At 64.5% G+C, this 17,707-nt stretch carries 15 protein-coding genes; all 15 read left to right on the forward strand.

All coding sequences use genetic code 11. The annotated features are described in order from the left end of the window. The first annotated feature begins 9 nt into the window (after positions 1 to 9). The 15 genes from mraY to K3165_RS09905 all read left to right on the forward strand — a co-directional run bounded on the left by mraY (position 10) and on the right by K3165_RS09905 (position 17,673). Positions 10 to 1,080: a phospho-N-acetylmuramoyl-pentapeptide-transferase gene (mraY, locus tag K3165_RS09835; protein ID WP_221548708.1), complete on the forward strand. Its 1,071-nt coding sequence runs from the start codon at positions 10 to 12 to the stop codon at positions 1,078 to 1,080. Further along, positions 1,077 to 2,354, forward strand: a complete 1,278-nt coding sequence (gene murD / locus K3165_RS09840) for a UDP-N-acetylmuramoyl-L-alanine--D-glutamate ligase (protein ID WP_221548709.1) — start codon at positions 1,077 to 1,079, stop codon at positions 2,352 to 2,354. The genes mraY and murD overlap by 4 nt, the downstream gene beginning before the upstream one ends. Beyond that, complete coding sequence (locus K3165_RS09845) at positions 2,351 to 3,619, forward strand: FtsW/RodA/SpoVE family cell cycle protein (protein WP_221548710.1); 1,269 nt, start codon at positions 2,351 to 2,353, stop codon at positions 3,617 to 3,619. Before murD ends, K3165_RS09845 begins: the two co-directional genes overlap by 4 nt. Beyond that, complete coding sequence (gene murG, locus K3165_RS09850) at positions 3,616 to 4,812, forward strand: undecaprenyldiphospho-muramoylpentapeptide beta-N-acetylglucosaminyltransferase (protein ID WP_221548711.1); 1,197 nt, start codon at positions 3,616 to 3,618, stop codon at positions 4,810 to 4,812. The genes K3165_RS09845 and murG overlap by 4 nt, the downstream gene beginning before the upstream one ends. Further along, a complete protein-coding gene (murC, locus tag K3165_RS09855; RefSeq protein WP_221548712.1) occupies positions 4,809 to 6,218 on the forward strand; it encodes a UDP-N-acetylmuramate--L-alanine ligase in 1,410 nt (469 codons plus the stop codon). Before murG ends, murC begins: the two co-directional genes overlap by 4 nt. Positions 6,219 to 6,256: 38 nt before the next feature. Next, complete coding sequence (gene murB, locus K3165_RS09860) at positions 6,257 to 7,186, forward strand: UDP-N-acetylmuramate dehydrogenase (protein ID WP_247714095.1); 930 nt, start codon at positions 6,257 to 6,259, stop codon at positions 7,184 to 7,186. A 9-nt stretch (positions 7,187 to 7,195) separates the two neighbouring features. Next, positions 7,196 to 8,176, forward strand: coding sequence for a D-alanine--D-alanine ligase (locus K3165_RS09865; protein WP_221548714.1), 981 nt, complete (start codon positions 7,196 to 7,198; stop codon positions 8,174 to 8,176). Further along, positions 8,169 to 9,077: a cell division protein FtsQ/DivIB gene (locus K3165_RS09870; protein WP_221548715.1), complete on the forward strand. Its 909-nt coding sequence runs from the start codon at positions 8,169 to 8,171 to the stop codon at positions 9,075 to 9,077. The genes K3165_RS09865 and K3165_RS09870 overlap by 8 nt, the downstream gene beginning before the upstream one ends. After that, positions 9,077 to 10,375, forward strand: coding sequence for a cell division protein FtsA (gene ftsA, locus K3165_RS09875; RefSeq protein ID WP_221548716.1), 1,299 nt, complete (start codon positions 9,077 to 9,079; stop codon positions 10,373 to 10,375). The genes K3165_RS09870 and ftsA overlap by 1 nt, the downstream gene beginning before the upstream one ends. 137 nt (positions 10,376 to 10,512) lie before the next feature. After that, positions 10,513 to 12,309, forward strand: coding sequence for a cell division protein FtsZ (gene ftsZ / locus K3165_RS09880; RefSeq protein WP_221548717.1), 1,797 nt, complete (start codon positions 10,513 to 10,515; stop codon positions 12,307 to 12,309). 44 nt (positions 12,310 to 12,353) lie between these two features. After that, the gene (locus K3165_RS09885; protein WP_221548718.1) at positions 12,354 to 14,153 is read left to right on the forward strand and encodes an SPOR domain-containing protein; all 1,800 of its coding nucleotides are present in this window, start codon (positions 12,354 to 12,356) and stop codon (positions 14,151 to 14,153) included. 145 nt (positions 14,154 to 14,298) lie between these two features. Beyond that, complete coding sequence (locus K3165_RS09890; RefSeq protein ID WP_221548719.1) at positions 14,299 to 14,802, forward strand: type III secretion system chaperone family protein; 504 nt, start codon at positions 14,299 to 14,301, stop codon at positions 14,800 to 14,802. A 32-nt stretch (positions 14,803 to 14,834) separates the two neighbouring features. Then, entirely contained in the window at positions 14,835 to 15,641 is an 807-nt protein-coding gene (proC, locus tag K3165_RS09895) for a pyrroline-5-carboxylate reductase (protein WP_221548720.1), read from the forward strand. 110 nt (positions 15,642 to 15,751) lie between these two features. Further along, positions 15,752 to 16,534 (forward strand): Bax inhibitor-1/YccA family protein, encoded by a 783-nt coding sequence (locus K3165_RS09900; RefSeq protein ID WP_221548721.1) that lies wholly within the window; start codon positions 15,752 to 15,754, stop codon positions 16,532 to 16,534. A gap of 170 nt (positions 16,535 to 16,704) precedes the next feature. Beyond that, positions 16,705 to 17,673, forward strand: coding sequence for a hypothetical protein (locus K3165_RS09905; protein WP_221548722.1), 969 nt, complete (start codon positions 16,705 to 16,707; stop codon positions 17,671 to 17,673). Positions 17,674 to 17,707 lie beyond the last annotated feature (34 nt).

Consider the following 17,707-nt stretch of genomic DNA (forward strand, 5'->3'; position numbering starts at 1 on the left):
TGCGCCCCGATGCTGTACTTCCTCGCCGAGTATTTCAATTTCGAAGGTCTCTTCAACCTCGTGCGCTACCAGACGGCGCGCGCAGGGGCGACGCTGCTTACGGCATTGCTGATCGGCCTGCTCATTGGGCCGCGCTTCATCGACATGCTGCGCGTGCGACAGGGCAAGGGTCAGCCGATCCGCGAAGATGGCCCGCAGACGCATCTCGCCAAGGTCGGAACGCCGACCATGGGCGGCTTGATGATCCTCATCAGCCTCACGCTTTCGATGCTGCTGTGGATGGACCTTTCCAATCCCTTCGTATGGGCATGCCTGGCCGTGACCGGCGGCTTCGGCCTGATCGGTTTCCTCGACGATTACGACAAGGTCACCAAGGCCAGCCACAAGGGCGTTTCGGGCAGGGTGCGCCTGCTGTTCGAATTCCTCGTGGCAGGCGTGGCGAGCTACCTGATCGTCAGCCAGATCAACACCTTCCTCTACGTGCCCTTCGTCAACGACTTCGGCATCGAGCTCGGGCCGCTCTACTTCGTCTTCGCCGCCTTCGTGATCGTGGGGGCGGGCAATGCGGTGAACCTGACCGACGGGCTGGATGGCCTTGCAACCATGCCGGTGATCATCGCGGCGGGCACCTTTGCGGTCATCGCCTATCTCGTGGGCCGCGTGGACTACTCCGAATATCTCGGCATCCCGCACGTACCGGGTGCTGGTGAGTTGGCAATCCTGTGTGCGGCGATCATGGGGGCGGGTCTCGCCTTCCTGTGGTTCAATGCGCCGCCTGCCGCCGTTTTCATGGGTGACACGGGTTCCCTGGCTCTTGGCGGCGCGCTGGGCGCAATCGCGGTGGCGACGCATCACGAAGTCGTGCTGGCGATCGTCGGCGGACTGTTCGTTTTCGAAGCGCTCAGCGTCATCATCCAGGTCTTCTGGTTCAAGCGCACGGGCAAGCGGGTGTTCCGCATGGCCCCGATCCACCACCATTTCGAGCAGCTCGGCTGGTCCGAGAGCAAGGTCGTGATCCGCTTCTGGATCGTCGCCATCGTGCTCGCACTTCTGGGACTGGCAACGCTCAAGCTCAGATGATCACCTCGCCCGCCTGGAAGGACAAGAAGTACGCGGTGCTAGGCCTCGCGCGGTCCGGCCGGGCGACGGTCGAGGCGCTGCTGGCGGCTGGCGCGGACGTTCTGGTGTGGGACGACCGCGAGGAAGCGCGCGAACCGTACAGCGGGCGATGCGCCATCGGTGATCCGCTGGAGGCTGACCTGACCGGCTATGCTGGCGTGGTCGTCAGCCCCGGCGTCCCGCTCAACACCCACCCGATCAAGCCCCATGCCGACAGCTTCGGCGTGCCGGTGATCGGCGATATCGAGCTTTTCGCGCAGGCGCGCGAGCACCTGCCGCCGCACAAGGTCGTCGGCATTACCGGCACCAACGGCAAGTCGACCACCACCGCGCTGGTCAACCACATCCTCAAGACCGCCGGCGTGCCGACCACCATGGGCGGCAATATCGGCCTCCCGATCCTCGAGCAGGAGCCGCTCCCGGAAGGCGGGGTCTATGTGCTGGAACTGTCGAGCTACCAGATCGACCTGACCTATTCGCTCGATTGCGATGTGGCGGTGCTGCTGAATATCACGCCCGATCACCTCGACCGCTATGACGGTGACTTTCACGCTTATGCGGCGAGCAAGAACCGCCTGCTCGATATGCAGGGCGAAGAAAGCTACGCGCTGGTGAACTGGCCCGCTTTCACTTCCGGGCTGATCCATTCGGGCAAGGCCGGTTTCAACGGTATCATGGCCGCCGACAGTGAGGCACAGGCAAACTGGCCGTCGCTTTCCGGACCGCACAATGCCGAGAATGCCGGTGCGGCGATGTCAGCCTGTGCCTGGCTGGGATTGTCCGTCGAGCAGATCGAGCAGGGCCTGCAAACCTATGGCGGCCTCCCGCACCGCATGGAGCGGGTTGCCGAAATCTCCGGTGTCGCCTACGTCAACGACAGCAAGGGCACCAACACCGCCGCCTCCGCGCCCGCGCTGGCGGCGTTCGACGAGATCCACTGGATCCTCGGCGGGCTGGCCAAGGAAGCGGGATTGGGTGAGTGCGAGGCCAAACTAGGCCACGTCAAAGCCGCCTACACCATCGGCAAGGCCGGTCCGGACTTTGCCGCGCTGCTGGAAGGCCGCGTGCCGGTGGAGCAGTGCGAAACGCTGGACCGCGCGGTAACCGCAGCGGCCTCCAATGCCGAGGCCGGCGATACCGTCCTCCTTTCGCCCGCCTGCGCGAGTTTCGACCAGTACACCGACTTCGAAAAGCGCGGTGAGCATTTCCGCGAGCTCGTGGAGGCGCTCGCATGAACGCGCCGCAGCCCTTCGTCCCCGGTGCCAAGCGCAAGCCCGCCCATATACCGGGCGGCAAGCTGTCGCGCTGGAGCCAGATCAAGATCTGGTGGCGCGAGATCGACCGCGTGCTCCTCACGCTCATCCTTGCGCTGATGACTTTGGGCACCATCGCCGTTGCCGCGGCAAGTCCGGCGAGCGCAAACAGGCTGTCGACCTCTGCCGAAACTCTCGACCCACTCTACTTCTTCTGGCGACACCTCGTCTGGCAGGTGATCGCGCTCGGCGTGCTGATCGGGGCTTCGCTACTGACGCGGGAGAATGCGCGCAGGTTCGGCGTGCTACTTGCGGCAGGCATGATCGGCCTGTTGTTCCTCGTTCCCTTCATCGGTGTGGAGATCAACGGCGCGCGGCGCTGGATCAACCTGGGTATGCAGTTCCAGCCATCGGAATTCCTCAAGCCTGCCTTCGCGATTACGCTTGCGTGGATATTATCGTGGCGGATGCGCGATCCCAATCTGCCCGTCCTTGTCGTCGGCACCGGCCTGCTGGCGCTGATCGCCGCGCTACTGATGCTCCAGCCCAACCTTGGCGAAGCGATCCTGTTCGCAGGCGTCTGGTTCGTGATGGTAATCCTCTCCGGCGTGGAGGTGAAGAAGCTCGGGGCAGTCATCGGCGGCGTTACGGTGGCGCTGACCGCAACATATTTCCTCTATGACAATGCGCGCCACCGTATCGATGCCTTCTTCGGCGGCGGCACGGCTTTCGACCAGGTCGATCTTGCGAGCCGGACGCTGGTCGCCGGTGGCTGGACGGGCGCTGGCTATGGCCTCGGCATTCGCAAGATGAGCCTTCCAGAAGCGCATACCGACTACATTTTCTCCGTCATCGGCGAAGAATTCGGACTGATCGTCTGCGGCGTTATCGTTGCCCTTTACCTTGCAATCGTCGTGCGGGTGCTGATGCGGCTGGTGGACGAGGAAGACCTTTTCGCACTTCTTGCCGGAACGGGCCTCGTCGCGCTGTTCGGCGGGCAGGCCTTCATCAATATCCTCGTCAACCTGCAGCTGTTCCCCTCCAAGGGCATGACCTTGCCGCTGGTGAGCTATGGCGGCTCGTCGACCATCGCCATCTGCCTGACCGTCGGCCTTCTGATCGCCGTCACGCGGCGCAATCCCTACCTCAAAACCACGACAAGGGGACTTGGCGACCTGCTGGGCTTCGGGCAGGGGGATGGAATGAATGCAAAACAGGCGCGCAGCTCGCGCGAGATTCACCAGTGACCCGCTCTTCCCGCCATTACGTACTCGCCGCCGGCGGCACCGGGGGGCACCTGCTTCCCGCTTTCGCGCTGGCGGCCGAACTCGACCGGCGAGGGCATCACGTCGCGCTGATCACCGACGAGCGCGGTGAGGCGATCCCGGGCAAGCCCGACTTCATGCCCGCGCATGTCATTCCTGCGGGTCGCTTCGGCAAGAACCCGCTGCAGTGGATCAAGGGCACGAAGGCCGTGCTCGAAGGCCGCAAGATGGCGCTTCGCCTCTTCGACAGCTTCCAGCCGAGCGCGGTGGTCGGCTTCGGCGGCTATCCCTCGCTTCCCGCGATCCTTGCCAGCACTTCGGCAGGCATCCCGACAGTCGTTCACGAACAGAACGCCGTTCTGGGCCGCGTGAACCGCCTGCTGGCTGGCCGCGTGCAGGCGATCGCAACCGCCTATCCCGACGTCCAGCGCCTGAAGGCGGGCCACCAGGGCAAGACCTATCTGGTCGGCAATCCCGTTCGCCACGAGGTGCTCTCGCTGCGCGACGAGCCTTTTCCCGCCTATGACGAGGACGGGCTGCTGCGCGTGCTCGTTACCGGCGGTAGCCAAGGTGCGCGGGTGCTGTCCGAAATCGTGCCCGACGGGCTTGCTATGCTGCCGCCCGCGATCCGCCAGCGGTTGCAGGTGACGCAGCAGTGCCGCCCCGAAGACCTCGATGCCGTGCGCGAGCGTTACAGCAATCACGGTATTCCCGCGGAGCTTGCGACCTATTTCGAAAACATGGCCGAGCGGCTGGCCGATGCGCACCTGTTCATCGGCCGCGCTGGTGCTTCCACGATTGCCGAACTCACGGCCGTGGGTCGTCCGGCTATCCTGATCCCGCTGCCCATTGCGACCGATGATCACCAGGCCGCCAATACGCGCGAGATGGTAAAAGCAGGCGGCGCGCGGATGATCCGGCAGGAGAAGTTCGAGGGCAAGGAACTCGCAAAGCAGATCCGCGCGCTGGCGGATAATCCGCAGGGGCTCGCCAATGCGGCCCATGCTGCGTGGAACTGCGGCCGCCCCAAGGCGGTGGAAGACCTTGCTGACCTCGTCGAAAGCTTCGGCGGGGCAGACATGATGGATGTAATCCGCGTCGGCGGAAACAATGCTCGCGGCGCCACTCAGGGGCAGGTCGCGGGCCAGGGTGCGAAAAGGGAGCGCATGAAATGAGGGGCGTTCCGACAGATATCGGTATCATCCACTTCGTCGGCATCGGCGGGATCGGCATGTCCGGTATTGCGGAGGTGATGAACAACCTCGGCTACACGGTCCAGGGCAGCGATCTCAACGAAAGCCCGACCGTGGAGAGGCTGCGTGGGCAGGGCATCTCGGTCAAGATCGGCCACGAGAAGGAAAACGTCGAAGGCGCAGCCGTCGTCGTGACCTCGACTGCGGTCAAACGGACCAATCCCGAAGTCGCCCATGCGCTCGAAAACCGTATTCCGGTCGTGCGGCGCGCGGAAATGCTCGCCGAACTTATGCGCCTGAAGTCCACCATCGCGGTGGCCGGCACGCACGGCAAGACGACCACCACCAGCATGATTGCCGCGCTGCTCGATTGCGGCGAGATCGATCCGACCGTCATCAACGGCGGCATCATCGAGCAGTACGGCTCGAATGCGCGCCTCGGCGACAGCGACTGGATGGTCGTGGAGGCCGATGAAAGCGACGGCAGCTTCCTGAGGCTCGACGGGACGATTGCGGTCGTCACCAATATCGATCCCGAACATCTCGACCACTACGGCGATTTCGACGGGGTCAAGGATGCTTTCGTCGAGTTCATCCATAACGTGCCCTTCTATGGCGCGGCGATCCTGTGCATCGACCATCCCGAAGTGCAGGCCGTAATCGGCAAGGTGCGCGACCGCCGGGTGATGACCTATGGTTTCAACCTGCAGGCGGATATTTGCGGCGTGAACGTCCAGCCGCATGAAGGCGGCAACCGCTTCGACGTCATCGTGCGCCAGCGCGGCGAGGAAGATCGCCGGATCGAGAATGTGACGCTGCCCATGCCCGGACGGCACAATGTCCAGAACGCGCTCGCCGCGATTGCGGTCGCCATCGAGATGGGCTGTCCGGACGAGGTGATCTGCAATGGCTTCGGCAGCTTTAGCGGCGTGCGCCGCCGGTTCACCAATGTCGGAACCGTTGCAGGCGCGACTGTCATCGACGATTACGGCCACCACCCGGTCGAAATCCGCGCCGTGCTGGAGGCAGCGCGCGAGGCGACCGGCAACCGCGTGATCGCCGTGATGCAGCCGCATCGCTACACGCGCCTCAACGACCTGATGGACGACTTCCAGAGCGCCTTCAACGAAGCCGACCAGGTCTATGTCACCCCGGTCTATGCCGCGGGCGAAGACCCGATCGAGGGCGTGAGCTCCGAAAGCCTCGTCGCCGGTCTCAAGTCGCGCGGGCACCGCTCGGCAGCCACGGTCGAAAGCTGCGAGGATCTCGCGGCCAAGCTGGCAGGCGATATCGAGGAAGGCGACCTTATCGTCTGCCTCGGTGCAGGCGATATCACGAAGTGGGCAGCCGGATTGGCGGATGCCATCGAGAAGGAACGCGCTTCGTAATGGATCAGCCCGACGACGTCTGGAACTGGGATAACGGCATGGCGCCCGATTGCGCCGTCGAAGGCGGTATCGAAGCGCCGATCGACACCGAAGGGCTGCGCGGCAAGCTGACCCCGCAGGCGCCGCTCGCCAAGCTCGTCTGGTTCAAGACCGGCGGCAAGGCGGACTGGCTGTTCGAACCCGAAGACCGCGCCGACCTCGAAGAATTCCTCGGCCGCCTCGACGGCGACCTGCCTGTCATGGCGCTGGGTCTCGGCTCCAATATGATCGTGCGCGATGGCGGCGTTCCCGGCGTCGTGATCAAGCTCGGCAAGCCGTTCGCCGATGTCTCGATCGACGCAGACAGCTGCATCGTCGAATGCGGCGGAGGTGCGCATGGCATCCTCGTCGCCAGCGCGGCGCGAGACGCTGGTGTCGCAGGCCTCGAATTCATGCGCGGGATTCCCGGTACTGTCGGCGGCTTCGTTCGCATGAACGGCGGAGCCTACGGCACCGAAGTCGCTGACGTGCTGGTCGACTGCACGGTCATCATGCCCAATGGCGAGTGCCATACGCTGCCAGCCTCCGACCTCCAGTATTCTTATCGCCACTCGGCGCTGCCGGAAGGGGCCGTGGTCGTGTCCGCCCGTTTCAAGGGTGAGCCGGGCGACCCTGAAGTCATCGGCGCGAAGATGGACGAGATCGCCGAAGCGCGCGAGAATTCGCAGCCGCTGCGCACCAAGACCGGTGGCTCCACCTTCAAGAACCCGCCGGGCGAGAAAGCCTGGCAGCTGGTCGATGCTGCGGGATGCCGCGGCCTGAAGATGGGCGGGGCCCAGGTGAGCGAGAAGCACACCAACTTCCTGCTCAATGTCGATAATGCGACCAGTGCCGATATCGAGGGGCTGGGCGAGGAAGTGAAGCGCCGCGTCTACGAGAATTCGGGCATTGAGCTCGAATGGGAAATCCAGCGCGTGGGGCGTCCGTAGGAACACAGCATGACCGATCTTCCCAAACTGCATGTCGCCGTCCTGATGGGTGGCTGGGCCAATGAACGGCCCGTGAGTCTCATGTCTGGCGAAGGCGTCGCCAAGGCGCTCGAAGGCCGGGGCCACAAGGTCACGCGGATCGACATGGACAGGCAGGTCGCTGCCCGCATCGCCGAGACTGCGCCGGATGTCGTTTTCAACGCGCTTCACGGCGTGCCGGGTGAAGATGGCAGCGTGCAAGGCATGCTCGACCTGATGGGCGTGCCCTATACGCATTCGGGCCTCGCAACCTCGGTCATCGCGATCGACAAGCAACTGACCAAGCAGGCGCTGGTCCCACATGGCATTCCAATGCCCGGCGGGCGCATCGTGAAGAGCGCCGACGTGTTCGAACGCGATCCGCTGCCGCGACCCTATGTCCTGAAGCCCGTCAACGAGGGCAGTTCGGTGGGCGTCGCCATCGTTACCGACGAGGGCAATTACGGCAATCCGATTTCGCGTGATGCGAAGGGCCCGTGGCAGGATTTCGACGAACTGCTCGCCGAACCCTATATCAAGGGTCGCGAGATGACCTCGGCAGTCGTCGATTTCGAGGACGGTCCGCGCGCGCTTGCCGTGACCGAACTCAAGCCCAAAAGCGGCTTCTACGATTTCGACGCCAAATACACCGACGGCATGACCGATCATATCTGTCCTGCCGACATACCCGACCACATCCGCGACCTGTGCCTCGAGATCGCGTTGAAGGCGCACAAGCTCTTGGGGTGCAAGGGCACCAGCCGCACCGACTTCCGCTGGGACGAGGAACAGGGCGAGGACGGCCTTTTCGTGCTCGAAACCAACACGCAGCCGGGCATGACGCCGCTCAGCCTCGTTCCCGAACAGGCGAAGCACGCCGGTATCGAATATGCGGAACTGGTCGAGACGGTCATTGCGGCCGCGCTGCGCGATCACACAGCCAGAAAACGGGACGCGGGGCGCGATGGCTAAGGTCAAGCGCAAACCGACAGGCGTCCGGCGTTCCGCCGCGGCGCGTAGCCGTACCCAGAAAGCGCGGGCGGCCAAGAAACACACTTCCGGCCTGCTCGACCGGGCGATGGCCGCGCTGCCGTTTACCGAAGAGCAGTGGCACAAGTTCTTCCTGTTCCTGATCGTCGCTGCCGGTCTCGGCATTGCATGGACTGTCGCAAGCTATGCGGGCGTGCCGGAAATGGCGCGGACGGAAATAGCGAAATCGGCGAGCCGTGCGGGTTTCGAAGTGGAAAGGGTGCGCGTCACCGGGGTCGAGCGGCTCAACCGGCAGGCGGTCTATGAACGCGTGCTGGGCGAGCAGGATCGCCCGATGCCGCTGGTCGAGGTCGACGAAATCCGCGAGCGGCTGCTTGAGCTCTCCTGGGTCAAGGACGCGCGGGTCTCGCGTCAGCTGCCCGATCTCCTGCGCATCGATATCGTCGAGCGAGAACCGCATGCCGTGGTTCGCAAGCCCGACCGGCTGATCCTCGTCGATGCGACAGGGCATGAACTCGAACCCGTCTCGAGTGAGCAGGCAAAGGGAATGCTGCTGATCTCCGGCCCCGGCGCGCAAAAGCAGGTCGCCGAACTAAACCGCCTGCTCGATGCTGCGCCAGCGCTCAAGCCGCAGATCGCAGGGGCGGAATGGGTCGGTAACAGGCGCTGGAACCTCACCTTCAAGACCGACCAGCTGCTTGCCCTGCCGGAAGGCGACAAGGGTCCCGCGGCGCTGGTCAAGTTCGCCGAAATGGACGGGCGCAACCGGCTCATCGGCGGCAAGGCGATTGCCATCGACATGCGCGTGCCCGACCGGGCCTATCTTCGCTGTGCCGACGGGCCCTGTCCGCAGGGCATGAGCGCACAGGTGGAGGCGGAATAATGGCTACTCCTGCAAGCGCCCCGCTCCCGCGCGTCACCCGCGTCTTCGCCGCGGTGAATATCGGCTCCTTCCGTATTTCCGCGATGATCATGGGCCAGGCCGAAGACGAGGAAATGATCGTCCTCGGTTCCTCTCACCGTCGGGCTGAGGGGATCAAGCGCGGCTACGTCACCGACATGCGTGCCGCGACCCATGCGATCCGCAGCGCGATCGAGCTGGCGGAGGCCAATGCCAACACCAGCGTCAACGGCGTCTGGATCGCCTGTGCGGGCGCCGGCCTGACCAGCAAGATTTCCAGCGTCGAAATCGCCATCGGCGGCAGGCGTATCGACGAAGACGATATAGAACATCTGCTGTTCGCCGCACGCGACCATATCCAGCCCGATGGCCGCATGGTGCTGCACGCGCAGCCCGCGCATTACACGCTCGACGGTGCGCACGGCATTGCCGACCCGACCGGCCTCCATGCAGAGGCGCTCGGCGTCGACATCCATGTAACCCTGGCCGAAGGCGCGCCGGTCCGGAACCTCATCGAGGCGGTCCAGAGTGCGCATCTCGACGTCGAAGGCGTTGTCGCAAGCCCGCTGGCCGCAGCGCATGCGTGCCTGTCCTACGAAGAGCGCGATCTGGGGGTCGCACTGGTGGAGATCGGCGCGCAGGTCACCAATGTCTCGGTCCATGCAGGCGGCATGCTCTTGGGGTTGCGGTCGATCCCGGTCGGTTCGAACGACATCACCGATGCGATCGCTTCCTCGCTCGGCATTCGCCGGGGGCAGGCTGAACGCCTGAAGTGCGTCGCGGGCTCTGCCATCGCCACACCGAGCGACCACCGCGAGATGATTCCGGTTAACGCACCGGGCGACGAGCCGGGCGGACAACTCGCTCGGGGTGCCGACGAGCAGAACCGCATTCCCCGCGCCGAGCTGGTCTCGATCGTCACCGACCGTCTGGGCACGATGACCAGCGAGATCGGCAAGGGCTTGAAGGCAATGGGCTTTTCCGGCGCGAACGGTGGCCAGGTCGTCCTCACCGGCGGCGGCGCCGAGTTGCACGGGATCGCCGAATTCATGCAAGGCGCGCTTGGCCTTCCGGTCCGCATCGGCAAGCCGCCGGCCCTGCGCGGCCTGCCCGAAGCCCATGCAACGCCCGGTTTCGCGACGCTGGCCGGGCTGTGCCTCTATGCGGTCGAGGATCCGGTAGACATCCGCTCGGTCGGACCGAGTTACCAGCCCGCGCGGCGGTATTCGGGGCTTGGGCTGGTTAACAGGGTCGTACAGGCGGTTCGCGAGTATTTCTGAGATCGGCGAGAACCCGCCGAAAAGCAGGCTTGGGCATTGTGGATAAAGGCATTTAACCTTTGCATGGGTGAATCGCTTTGTGCCAAAAGGCGTAGTGACAGGCTTCGGCCGAATTTTATTCCCAAAGGGACCAGTAAATGAGCATCAACATCGGACCCGCCTCCAGCGACGACATGCGCCCCAAAATCATGGTTGTGGGCGTCGGCGGTGCGGGCGGAAACGCCATCGCCAACATGATGGAATCCGAAATCGAAGGCGTCGATTTCATCGTCGCCAACACCGATGCGCAGGCCCTCGCAAGCAGTCCGGCAGAAAAGCGCATCCAGCTCGGCCCCGACATCACCGGCGGTCTCGGCGCGGGTGCCCGCCCCGAAGTGGGCAAGGCGGCTGCCGAAGAAACCTTCGAAGACATCGAAGACGCGCTCGACGGCGTGAACATGTGCTTCATCGCTGCCGGCATGGGCGGCGGCACCGGCACCGGCGCTGCACCCGTGATCGCGGAAGCTGCGCGCAAGAAGGGTGTCCTGACCGTCGGTGTCGTGACCAAGCCGTTCCTGTTTGAAGGCACGCGCCGCATGCGCGCAGCTGAATCGGGTATCGACGAGCTGCAGAAGCACGTCGACACGCTGATCGTCATTCCGAACCAGAACCTGTTCCTGGTCGCCAAGTCGGACACCACCTTCAAGGAAGCCTTCGCGCTGGCCGACGAAGTCCTGCAGCAGGGCGTGCGTTCGATCACCGACCTCATGGTCATGCCGGGCCTCATCAACCTCGACTTCGCCGACGTGCGCAGCGTGATGAGCGAAATGGGCAAGGCGATGATGGGCACCGGCGAAGGCGAGGGCGACAACCGCGCTCTCGAAGCAGCCGAACGCGCCATCGCGAACCCGCTGCTCGACGGTGTCAGCATGGCCGGCGCCAAGGGCGTGATCATCTCGATCATCGGCGGCGAAGACATGAAGCTCCTCGAAGTCGACGAAGCGGCGAACCACATCCGCGAGCTGGTCGACGAAGATGCCAACATCATCTGGGGTAGCGCATTCAACCCCGAGCTCGACGGCAAGATCCGCGTTTCGGTAGTTGCGACCGGTATCGAGCAGGACGGCTCGGCTGCAGCCAAGCCGACACGCAATTTCTCCATGGCTCCGCAGCGCGCGCCGCAGCGCCCGGTTCTCGACCTTCAGGAAGATGCGGGTGAGGAAGAGCCCTTCGAGCTCAGCGAAGGCCTCTCGGCGGATCCGGAGCCGGAACCTGTCCAGACCTACGAACCGCAGCCCGAGCCCGCACCCGAGCCGGTCGAAGCGGCCATTGAAGATTCCTTCGACGACGAGCCGCCCTTCCGGGAAGAAGGCCTCTCGCCTGCCGGTGCCGATGATTTCGGCGATGACAGCGACGATGTCGACGGCATCGTCGATCCGCTGGCCGGCATGCGTAACGAGGAAACCGAGCGTTTCGACAATTACGAGGACGAAGGCACAGTCCCTCCGCCTGCAGATGATAGCGGCTTCGGCGAAGCAGCCGAGCAGGAAGGCTGGACCGACGATAGCGACGGCGGCCCGCCGCCGCTCGACCTCTCTGAACCGGTCGACGAAGGCGTAGGCGATGAATTGCAGCTCGGCGCCGATCAAGTTGCGGAAGGCGAAAGCCCGCTTGCGACGAAGCCCGCACGTGGTCCTGCTACGGGCGGTGACACTAGTGGCGGTTTTGCTGGTGGGGCAGGTGCAGCTGGTGCTGGTGCAGCGGCGGGTGGCGCCGGTGGCGCGCCGGCTGGTGGCGCTCCGGGCGGCGCGGCACAGGGCAGCACGCTGTTCGAGCGTATGGCTAACCTGTCGCGCGGATCGAGCACTTCGGACGAAGACGAGGATGACGACGACGAGGATGGCAGCGGCGCGCTGAACATCCCGCGTTTCCTCGGACGTCAGAACAACCAGTAGGTTAGCCTGAACCTTCGCGCCCGCTGGTGCGTTGGTCAAAGGATATGGCAATTAAACAAGGCAGACGCTGGGCTACGGGTGTTGCGCTGCTGGCGCTTGTCGCCGGTGCCTCGCCGGCCCTCACACAGGAAGTCGTTCAGGCGCTACCGGCACCCGGCTCGCAAGAGCTGGGTGACGCGCTCCAGCGCCTTGCGCGCAATTCGGGCGATATCGAGGCCCTGATCGATGCGGGCGATGCCGCTCTCCTGCTCGGCGATATTCCCGCGGCGATCGGCTTCTTCGGCCGTGCGGAGGATCTCGCGCCGACCAATGCCCGCGTATCCTTTGGACTTGCGCGCGCCTACACGCGTTCGCGCCGTCCGGTGGAGGCGCTCCGCCTTTTCGCAATGGCAGAGCAGGGCGGCATTCCGGTTGCGACCATGGCAGCCGATCGCGCGTTGGCCTTCGACCTGGTCGGCGATGCCGTGAGCGCGCAGGAGCTCTACCGTGTCGCGCTCGCACAGGAGGACAATCCCGAGACGCGCCGTTATCTTGCGCTGAGCCAGGCAATTTCGGGCAACCGCGAAGGTTTCGAGGCTACGCTCCTGCCCTTGCTGCAGGAAGGCGACAACGCTGCCTTCAGGACGCGCGCCTTCGGGCTGGCGATCCTCGGCGACACCGAGGCTGCTGTCACGATTGCCGACGACATGATGCCGCAGCAAATGGCGGCAAGGGTCGCTCCCTACCTGCGCTACATGCCGCGCCTGACGCCGGCCCAGCAGGCCGCTGCAGGGTCGCTCGGCGTATTCCCGCGCACGGCCGCGATCGGGCGCGACGATGCCTCGATTGCTGCTTATGCGACCTCTTCCGCGCCAGCCGCGCGCACTGCGGATGCGTCCCTAGCGCCCGCCGGGCCTGCGCTCGGCCGCGTCAGGGCAGCACAGGAACGGCAGGGAGAGCTCCCTCCGCGTTCGAGGTCCTCGCTCACCGCCTCGGACCCGCTCGAGCGCACAAGGCCGCGCACACGGCGGGTTGAGCGCGAAGAACAGGCCACTACTCCCACACCTGCGCCTGTGCCTGCACCGGCGCCAGTGCCGACACCCGCTCCGCCGCCGCCGCCGCCACCTCCACCGCCTCCCCCTCCGCCGCCGCCGGCGCAGAGCGTGGAGGATGCATTCAGCAGCTTCGATCTCGGAGACAGCGTTTCTGCGGCTCCCCGCAGCGGTGCAGTCGATATCACCGCCATCGAGGTGCCACGCGAAGTCGAGGCGAAGCCTGCCGCGCCGCCACCTCCTGCTCATCCTTCACGGTACTGGGTGCAGGTTGCGACTGGACGGGACATCGACGCTCTCGGCTTCGACTGGCGGCGCATCACCCGCAACGCCGACGGCGAACTTGCCGGCAAGAGCGGCTTCACAGCCCCCTGGGGTGAAGCCAATCGCCTGCTCGCCGGGCCCTATGACAGCGCTGCGGAGGCGCGCGAGGTGGTCGGACGCCTCAAGGCCAACGGGATCGACAGTTTCCCGTTCACCAGCGCCACCGGTGAGGAAATATTCCCGCTCGAAGGCGCCCGACCTGCGCCGGCTGTCGAGCGTCATCCGGCCCGCCACTGGGTACAGGTGGCGACCGGCCGCGATCTCGATGCGCTCGGATTCGACTGGCGCCGCATCGCACGCAGCGCGCAAGGTGCGCTCGACGGTATCGGTCCGTTCACCGTTCCCTGGGGCGAGGCCAACCGCCTGCTCGCTGGCCCCTTCGAAAGCCGCGAAGAGGCGCGCGAGATGGTCAACCGGCTGAAAGAGCGCGGTATCGATACCTTCACCTTCTCCAGCGAGGATGGCGAGCGGATCGTCGAACTCGACTGATTTTCGCGCCTATCCGTAAATCGGTTCTTGTGCACAGGGTTTGCACAAGCCGCTTTCGTTCTCCCCAAGAGCCTTCGCTGCGCCGATTGCCAATCGGCCCGCCGCTTCGGCACATGGTTTCCATGAGCCTGAGAAACCTCACCTGATGCGTTCCGTGGAAGCCAGATTCGAAGCCGAAGACGACGCGGCACCGCTCGAAATGCTTGTTGCACTGTTCGAGGCGCGCGGCTGGCCGTGCGAGGCGAATGCGGAAGAAATCAGCGGCGAGATCCAGGGCAGCTGGGCCAAGTACCAGCTGCGCGCGATCTGGCGCGGAGAGGACCGCGTCCTCCAGCTTCTCTGCCTTCCCGACATCCGCATTGCGGCCGAAAAGCAGACGGCGGCGCGCGAGTTGGTGGCGCTGGCGAACGAGCAGATGTGGCTCGGCCATTTCGACATCTGGTCCAATGGCAACGTCCTACTTTACCGCAATGGCACCCTGCTCGGGAATGATGGCCTGCTGAGCCTCGACCAGGCGCAATCGCTGGTCGAGATCGCGGTCGAGGAATGCGACCGCTTCTATCCGGCGTTCCAGTTCGTGCTGTGGGGCGACAAGGAACCGCGCGAGGCGCTGAAGGCAGCCATGGTGGACGCTGCCGGCGAGGCTTGAAGCCCACCGCCTTCGCTCTACAAGCGCATTCCATGAATATTCTGGTTTACGGCTACGGCACCATGGCCGGGGCGATGGTCGAAGGCTGGCTGCGCGCCGGCATGGATCCTGCGCGCATCACCGCATACAACCCGCGACCCAAGCAGGTCGCCGAGGGGGTGACCCTTGTCTCGGAGATACCAGAGAGGGCTTTCGATGCCGTGGTGCTTGGTTTCAAGCCGCACATGCTCGCCGATATCGCACCGGAAATGGCGGAGGTAACGCGCGGTGCGATCGTCTTGTCCATCCTCGCGGGCGTCGAGCTGGCGACACTGGAGGAACGCTTGCCGACGTCGCGGGGCTGGGTGCGGTTCATGCCGAACCTTGCCGTTGCCCTCGGAAAGTCGCCCAATGCGCTGGTCGAGCACGGATTGACAGAGGAGGATCGTGCGTCCGTGACCGAACTCGCGCGCCAGTTGGGAAGCGCGGAATGGTTGCCTGACGAAAGCCAATTCGAACTGGTGACCGCGCTGGCAGGATCTGGTCCGGGCTTCGTCTACCGCTTCATCGACACGCTTGCCGCAGCAGCGGGTGATCTTGGCCTCCAGCGCGATCAGGCACAGCGGTTGGCGGTCCAGATGGTGGAGGGTGCGTCGGCCCTGGCCGCGGCTTCCGAACATTCTCCCAGCGAACTGGCGCGACGTGTCGCGAGCCCGGGCGGGATGACCCAGAGAGGGCTCGACGTGCTCGACGAGAATGCGGCCTTGCGCCAGTTGATGACCGCATGCCTTGCTGCGGCGCGCGATCGCGGCCTTGAAATGGGCCGGGAAGCACGCAAATCTGCCGAAAAAGACAGTTAAATCGCGTTACCCACAAGCATTCCGGTTTCGCTTGAAATTACGGGTGTAAAACACGATATTGTCAGCAGAAGCAGGGTCGCAACCGCTCCCTGCGCTAGGGAGAATTGTAAATGGCCGATTGGAACGACACCGACCGCAGCCAGCACGCTACGTCCGTGCCGCGTGCGGGCGACGCCGTTGCGCGTGGCACCACCTTCGATGCTGGCCTGCGCCAGCACATGCTTTCCATCTACAACATGATGGCTTCGGGCGTGCTGCTTACCGGCATCGTTTCGCTGCTTTTCGTGAACACCGCGCTGTTCGACGCGGCCTTCACCATCGTGCAGACGCCTTACGGTCGTTCGCTGCAGGTGACCGGCCTTGGCTGGGTGATCAAGCTGGCACCGCTGGCCTTCATCCTCGTCCTGTCTTTCGGCGGGATCCAGCGCTTCAGCAAGTCCACGCTCCAGGCGATGTTCTGGGGCTTTGCAGTCCTGATGGGCCTGTCGCTTTCGACGATCTTCGCGATCTACACCGGTGAATCGGTCGCCGCCGCGTTCTTCTCGGCTGCCGCCGCTTTCGCAGGCCTGAGCCTGTTCGGTTACACGACCAAGAAGAACCTGTCGGGCTGGGGCAGCTTCCTGATGATGGGCCTGATCGGCATCATCGTCGCCATGCTGCTGAACGCCTTCGTGTTCCAGTCGGGCGCGATGGGCCTGGTCATCAACATCCTCGGCGTGCTGATCTTCGCTGGCTTCACTGCCTACGATACGCAGCGCCTGAAGGAAGAATACGCCTATCTCCGCGGCACCGAGTTCGCGGGCAAGGCTGTCGTGATGGGCGCCCTGAGCCTCTATCTCGACTTCATCAACCTGTTCCTCTTCCTGCTGCAGTTCCTCGGCAACCGCGAGTAGTCGCAACCGCCTGACGCAGCTAAGAGTCGCTTGATCGTGCCCGGGGCGGAAGTTTCGCCCCGGGCATTTTCTTTGCCTCCACAAGGCGCTAGGGTTTGGCCAGCTTCATCCCCCGTCAATGCGTGATGGGAGAAGATGAATTGATATCGCTCTAGGAGGGTCAGCGCACCGTGAGCCGAAATGCCACCCAATCTATCCGTGTCGCGGCAATCGCCGCGGCTCTTGCTGCAATCGCAGCCTGTGCTCCGCCGCCTCCCCCACCGCCGCCTCCTCCGCCGCCGCCACCGCCGCCTCCGGCCGTAGTCATTCCGCCGCGTCCGACGCCTCCGAGCGGCGCGACCACCAGCATGACGATCCCGATGGTTGCCGCTTCCGGCGTGCGCCAGACGGTGAATGCCAACCTCACCCCGGCGCAGACGACCTGGAACCTGCGCAGCGCCCTGAATGTCGCTGCGCTCAACTGCCAGTCGCCCGAGTATGCATCTCTGGTGGATAATTATTCCGCCAAGCTGCGCATCCATGCACGCGAGCTGTCGGCGACCAATCGCGCGCTGCAGGCCGAATTCCGCCAGCGCTACGGCGCGACCTATCGCGACGTGCAGGATTCCTACATGACGCAGGTCTACAACTACTTCGCGCTTCCGCCGGCGAAGAAGCAGTTCTGCGATGTCGCAAATGCCATCGGTGCCGAAGTGGTCGGCGTCGCACCCGGGGACCTCGAGGTTTTCGCTGCGACCGCGCTTCCCCGTATCGAGGCCGTTTTCGAGGACTTCTTCCGCGCTTACGAACAATACCGCATCGACCTGAATGCGTGGGATTCCCAGTACGGCCCGCCCACCGTCACGACGACGGTCCAGGGCTATACCAACCCGCTCGATCCTTCCGTCGAAGTAGAGCCGGGCGAAACGCTGGTCGGCACGATGCCTGCCACCGCACCCGTCAGCGCCGCTGGCGAACCGCAAGCGCCCGTCGATATCCCGCCCGCGACCGAGCAGACCCCCGTGGTGGTTGCGACCGATCAGGTGGATGCCGATGGCAACGCGGTCGTGACGCTGCCGACCGAGGGTCCGATCTTCCAGTCGGGCGAAGTGGTGCAGGGCCAGCCCACGGCTGACGATACGCCCGACCCGCAAAGCTGATCCGCCTCAAGGCGAACGTGAAGGCGGCTGGAGC

Source organism: Qipengyuania xiamenensis, assembly GCF_019711495.1.
GTDB lineage: Bacteria > Pseudomonadota > Alphaproteobacteria > Sphingomonadales > Sphingomonadaceae > Qipengyuania > Qipengyuania xiamenensis.

Bases quoted from the DNA above. Each gene is read 5' to 3' on its own strand.
- murD (WP_221548709.1), top strand. From the start codon at position 1,077: ATGATCACCTCGCCCGCCTGGAAGGACAAGAAGTACGCGGTGCTAGGC.
- mraY (WP_221548708.1), top strand. From the start codon at position 10: ATGCTGTACTTCCTCGCCGAGTATTTCAATTTCGAAGGTCTCTTCAAC.
- K3165_RS09865 (WP_221548714.1), top strand. From the start codon at position 7,196: ATGACCGATCTTCCCAAACTGCATGTCGCCGTCCTGATGGGTGGCTGG.
- ftsZ (WP_221548717.1), top strand. From the start codon at position 10,513: ATGAGCATCAACATCGGACCCGCCTCCAGCGACGACATGCGCCCCAAA.
- ftsA (WP_221548716.1), top strand. From the start codon at position 9,077: ATGGCTACTCCTGCAAGCGCCCCGCTCCCGCGCGTCACCCGCGTCTTC.
- K3165_RS09870 (WP_221548715.1), top strand. From the start codon at position 8,169: ATGGCTAAGGTCAAGCGCAAACCGACAGGCGTCCGGCGTTCCGCCGCG.
- murB (WP_247714095.1), top strand. From the start codon at position 6,257: ATGGCGCCCGATTGCGCCGTCGAAGGCGGTATCGAAGCGCCGATCGAC.
- proC (WP_221548720.1), top strand. From the start codon at position 14,835: ATGAATATTCTGGTTTACGGCTACGGCACCATGGCCGGGGCGATGGTC.
- K3165_RS09845 (WP_221548710.1), top strand. From the start codon at position 2,351: ATGAACGCGCCGCAGCCCTTCGTCCCCGGTGCCAAGCGCAAGCCCGCC.
- K3165_RS09900 (WP_221548721.1), top strand. From the start codon at position 15,752: ATGGCCGATTGGAACGACACCGACCGCAGCCAGCACGCTACGTCCGTG.
- K3165_RS09885 (WP_221548718.1), top strand. From the start codon at position 12,354: ATGGCAATTAAACAAGGCAGACGCTGGGCTACGGGTGTTGCGCTGCTG.
- murC (WP_221548712.1), top strand. From the start codon at position 4,809: ATGAGGGGCGTTCCGACAGATATCGGTATCATCCACTTCGTCGGCATC.
- K3165_RS09890 (WP_221548719.1), top strand. From the start codon at position 14,299: ATGCGTTCCGTGGAAGCCAGATTCGAAGCCGAAGACGACGCGGCACCG.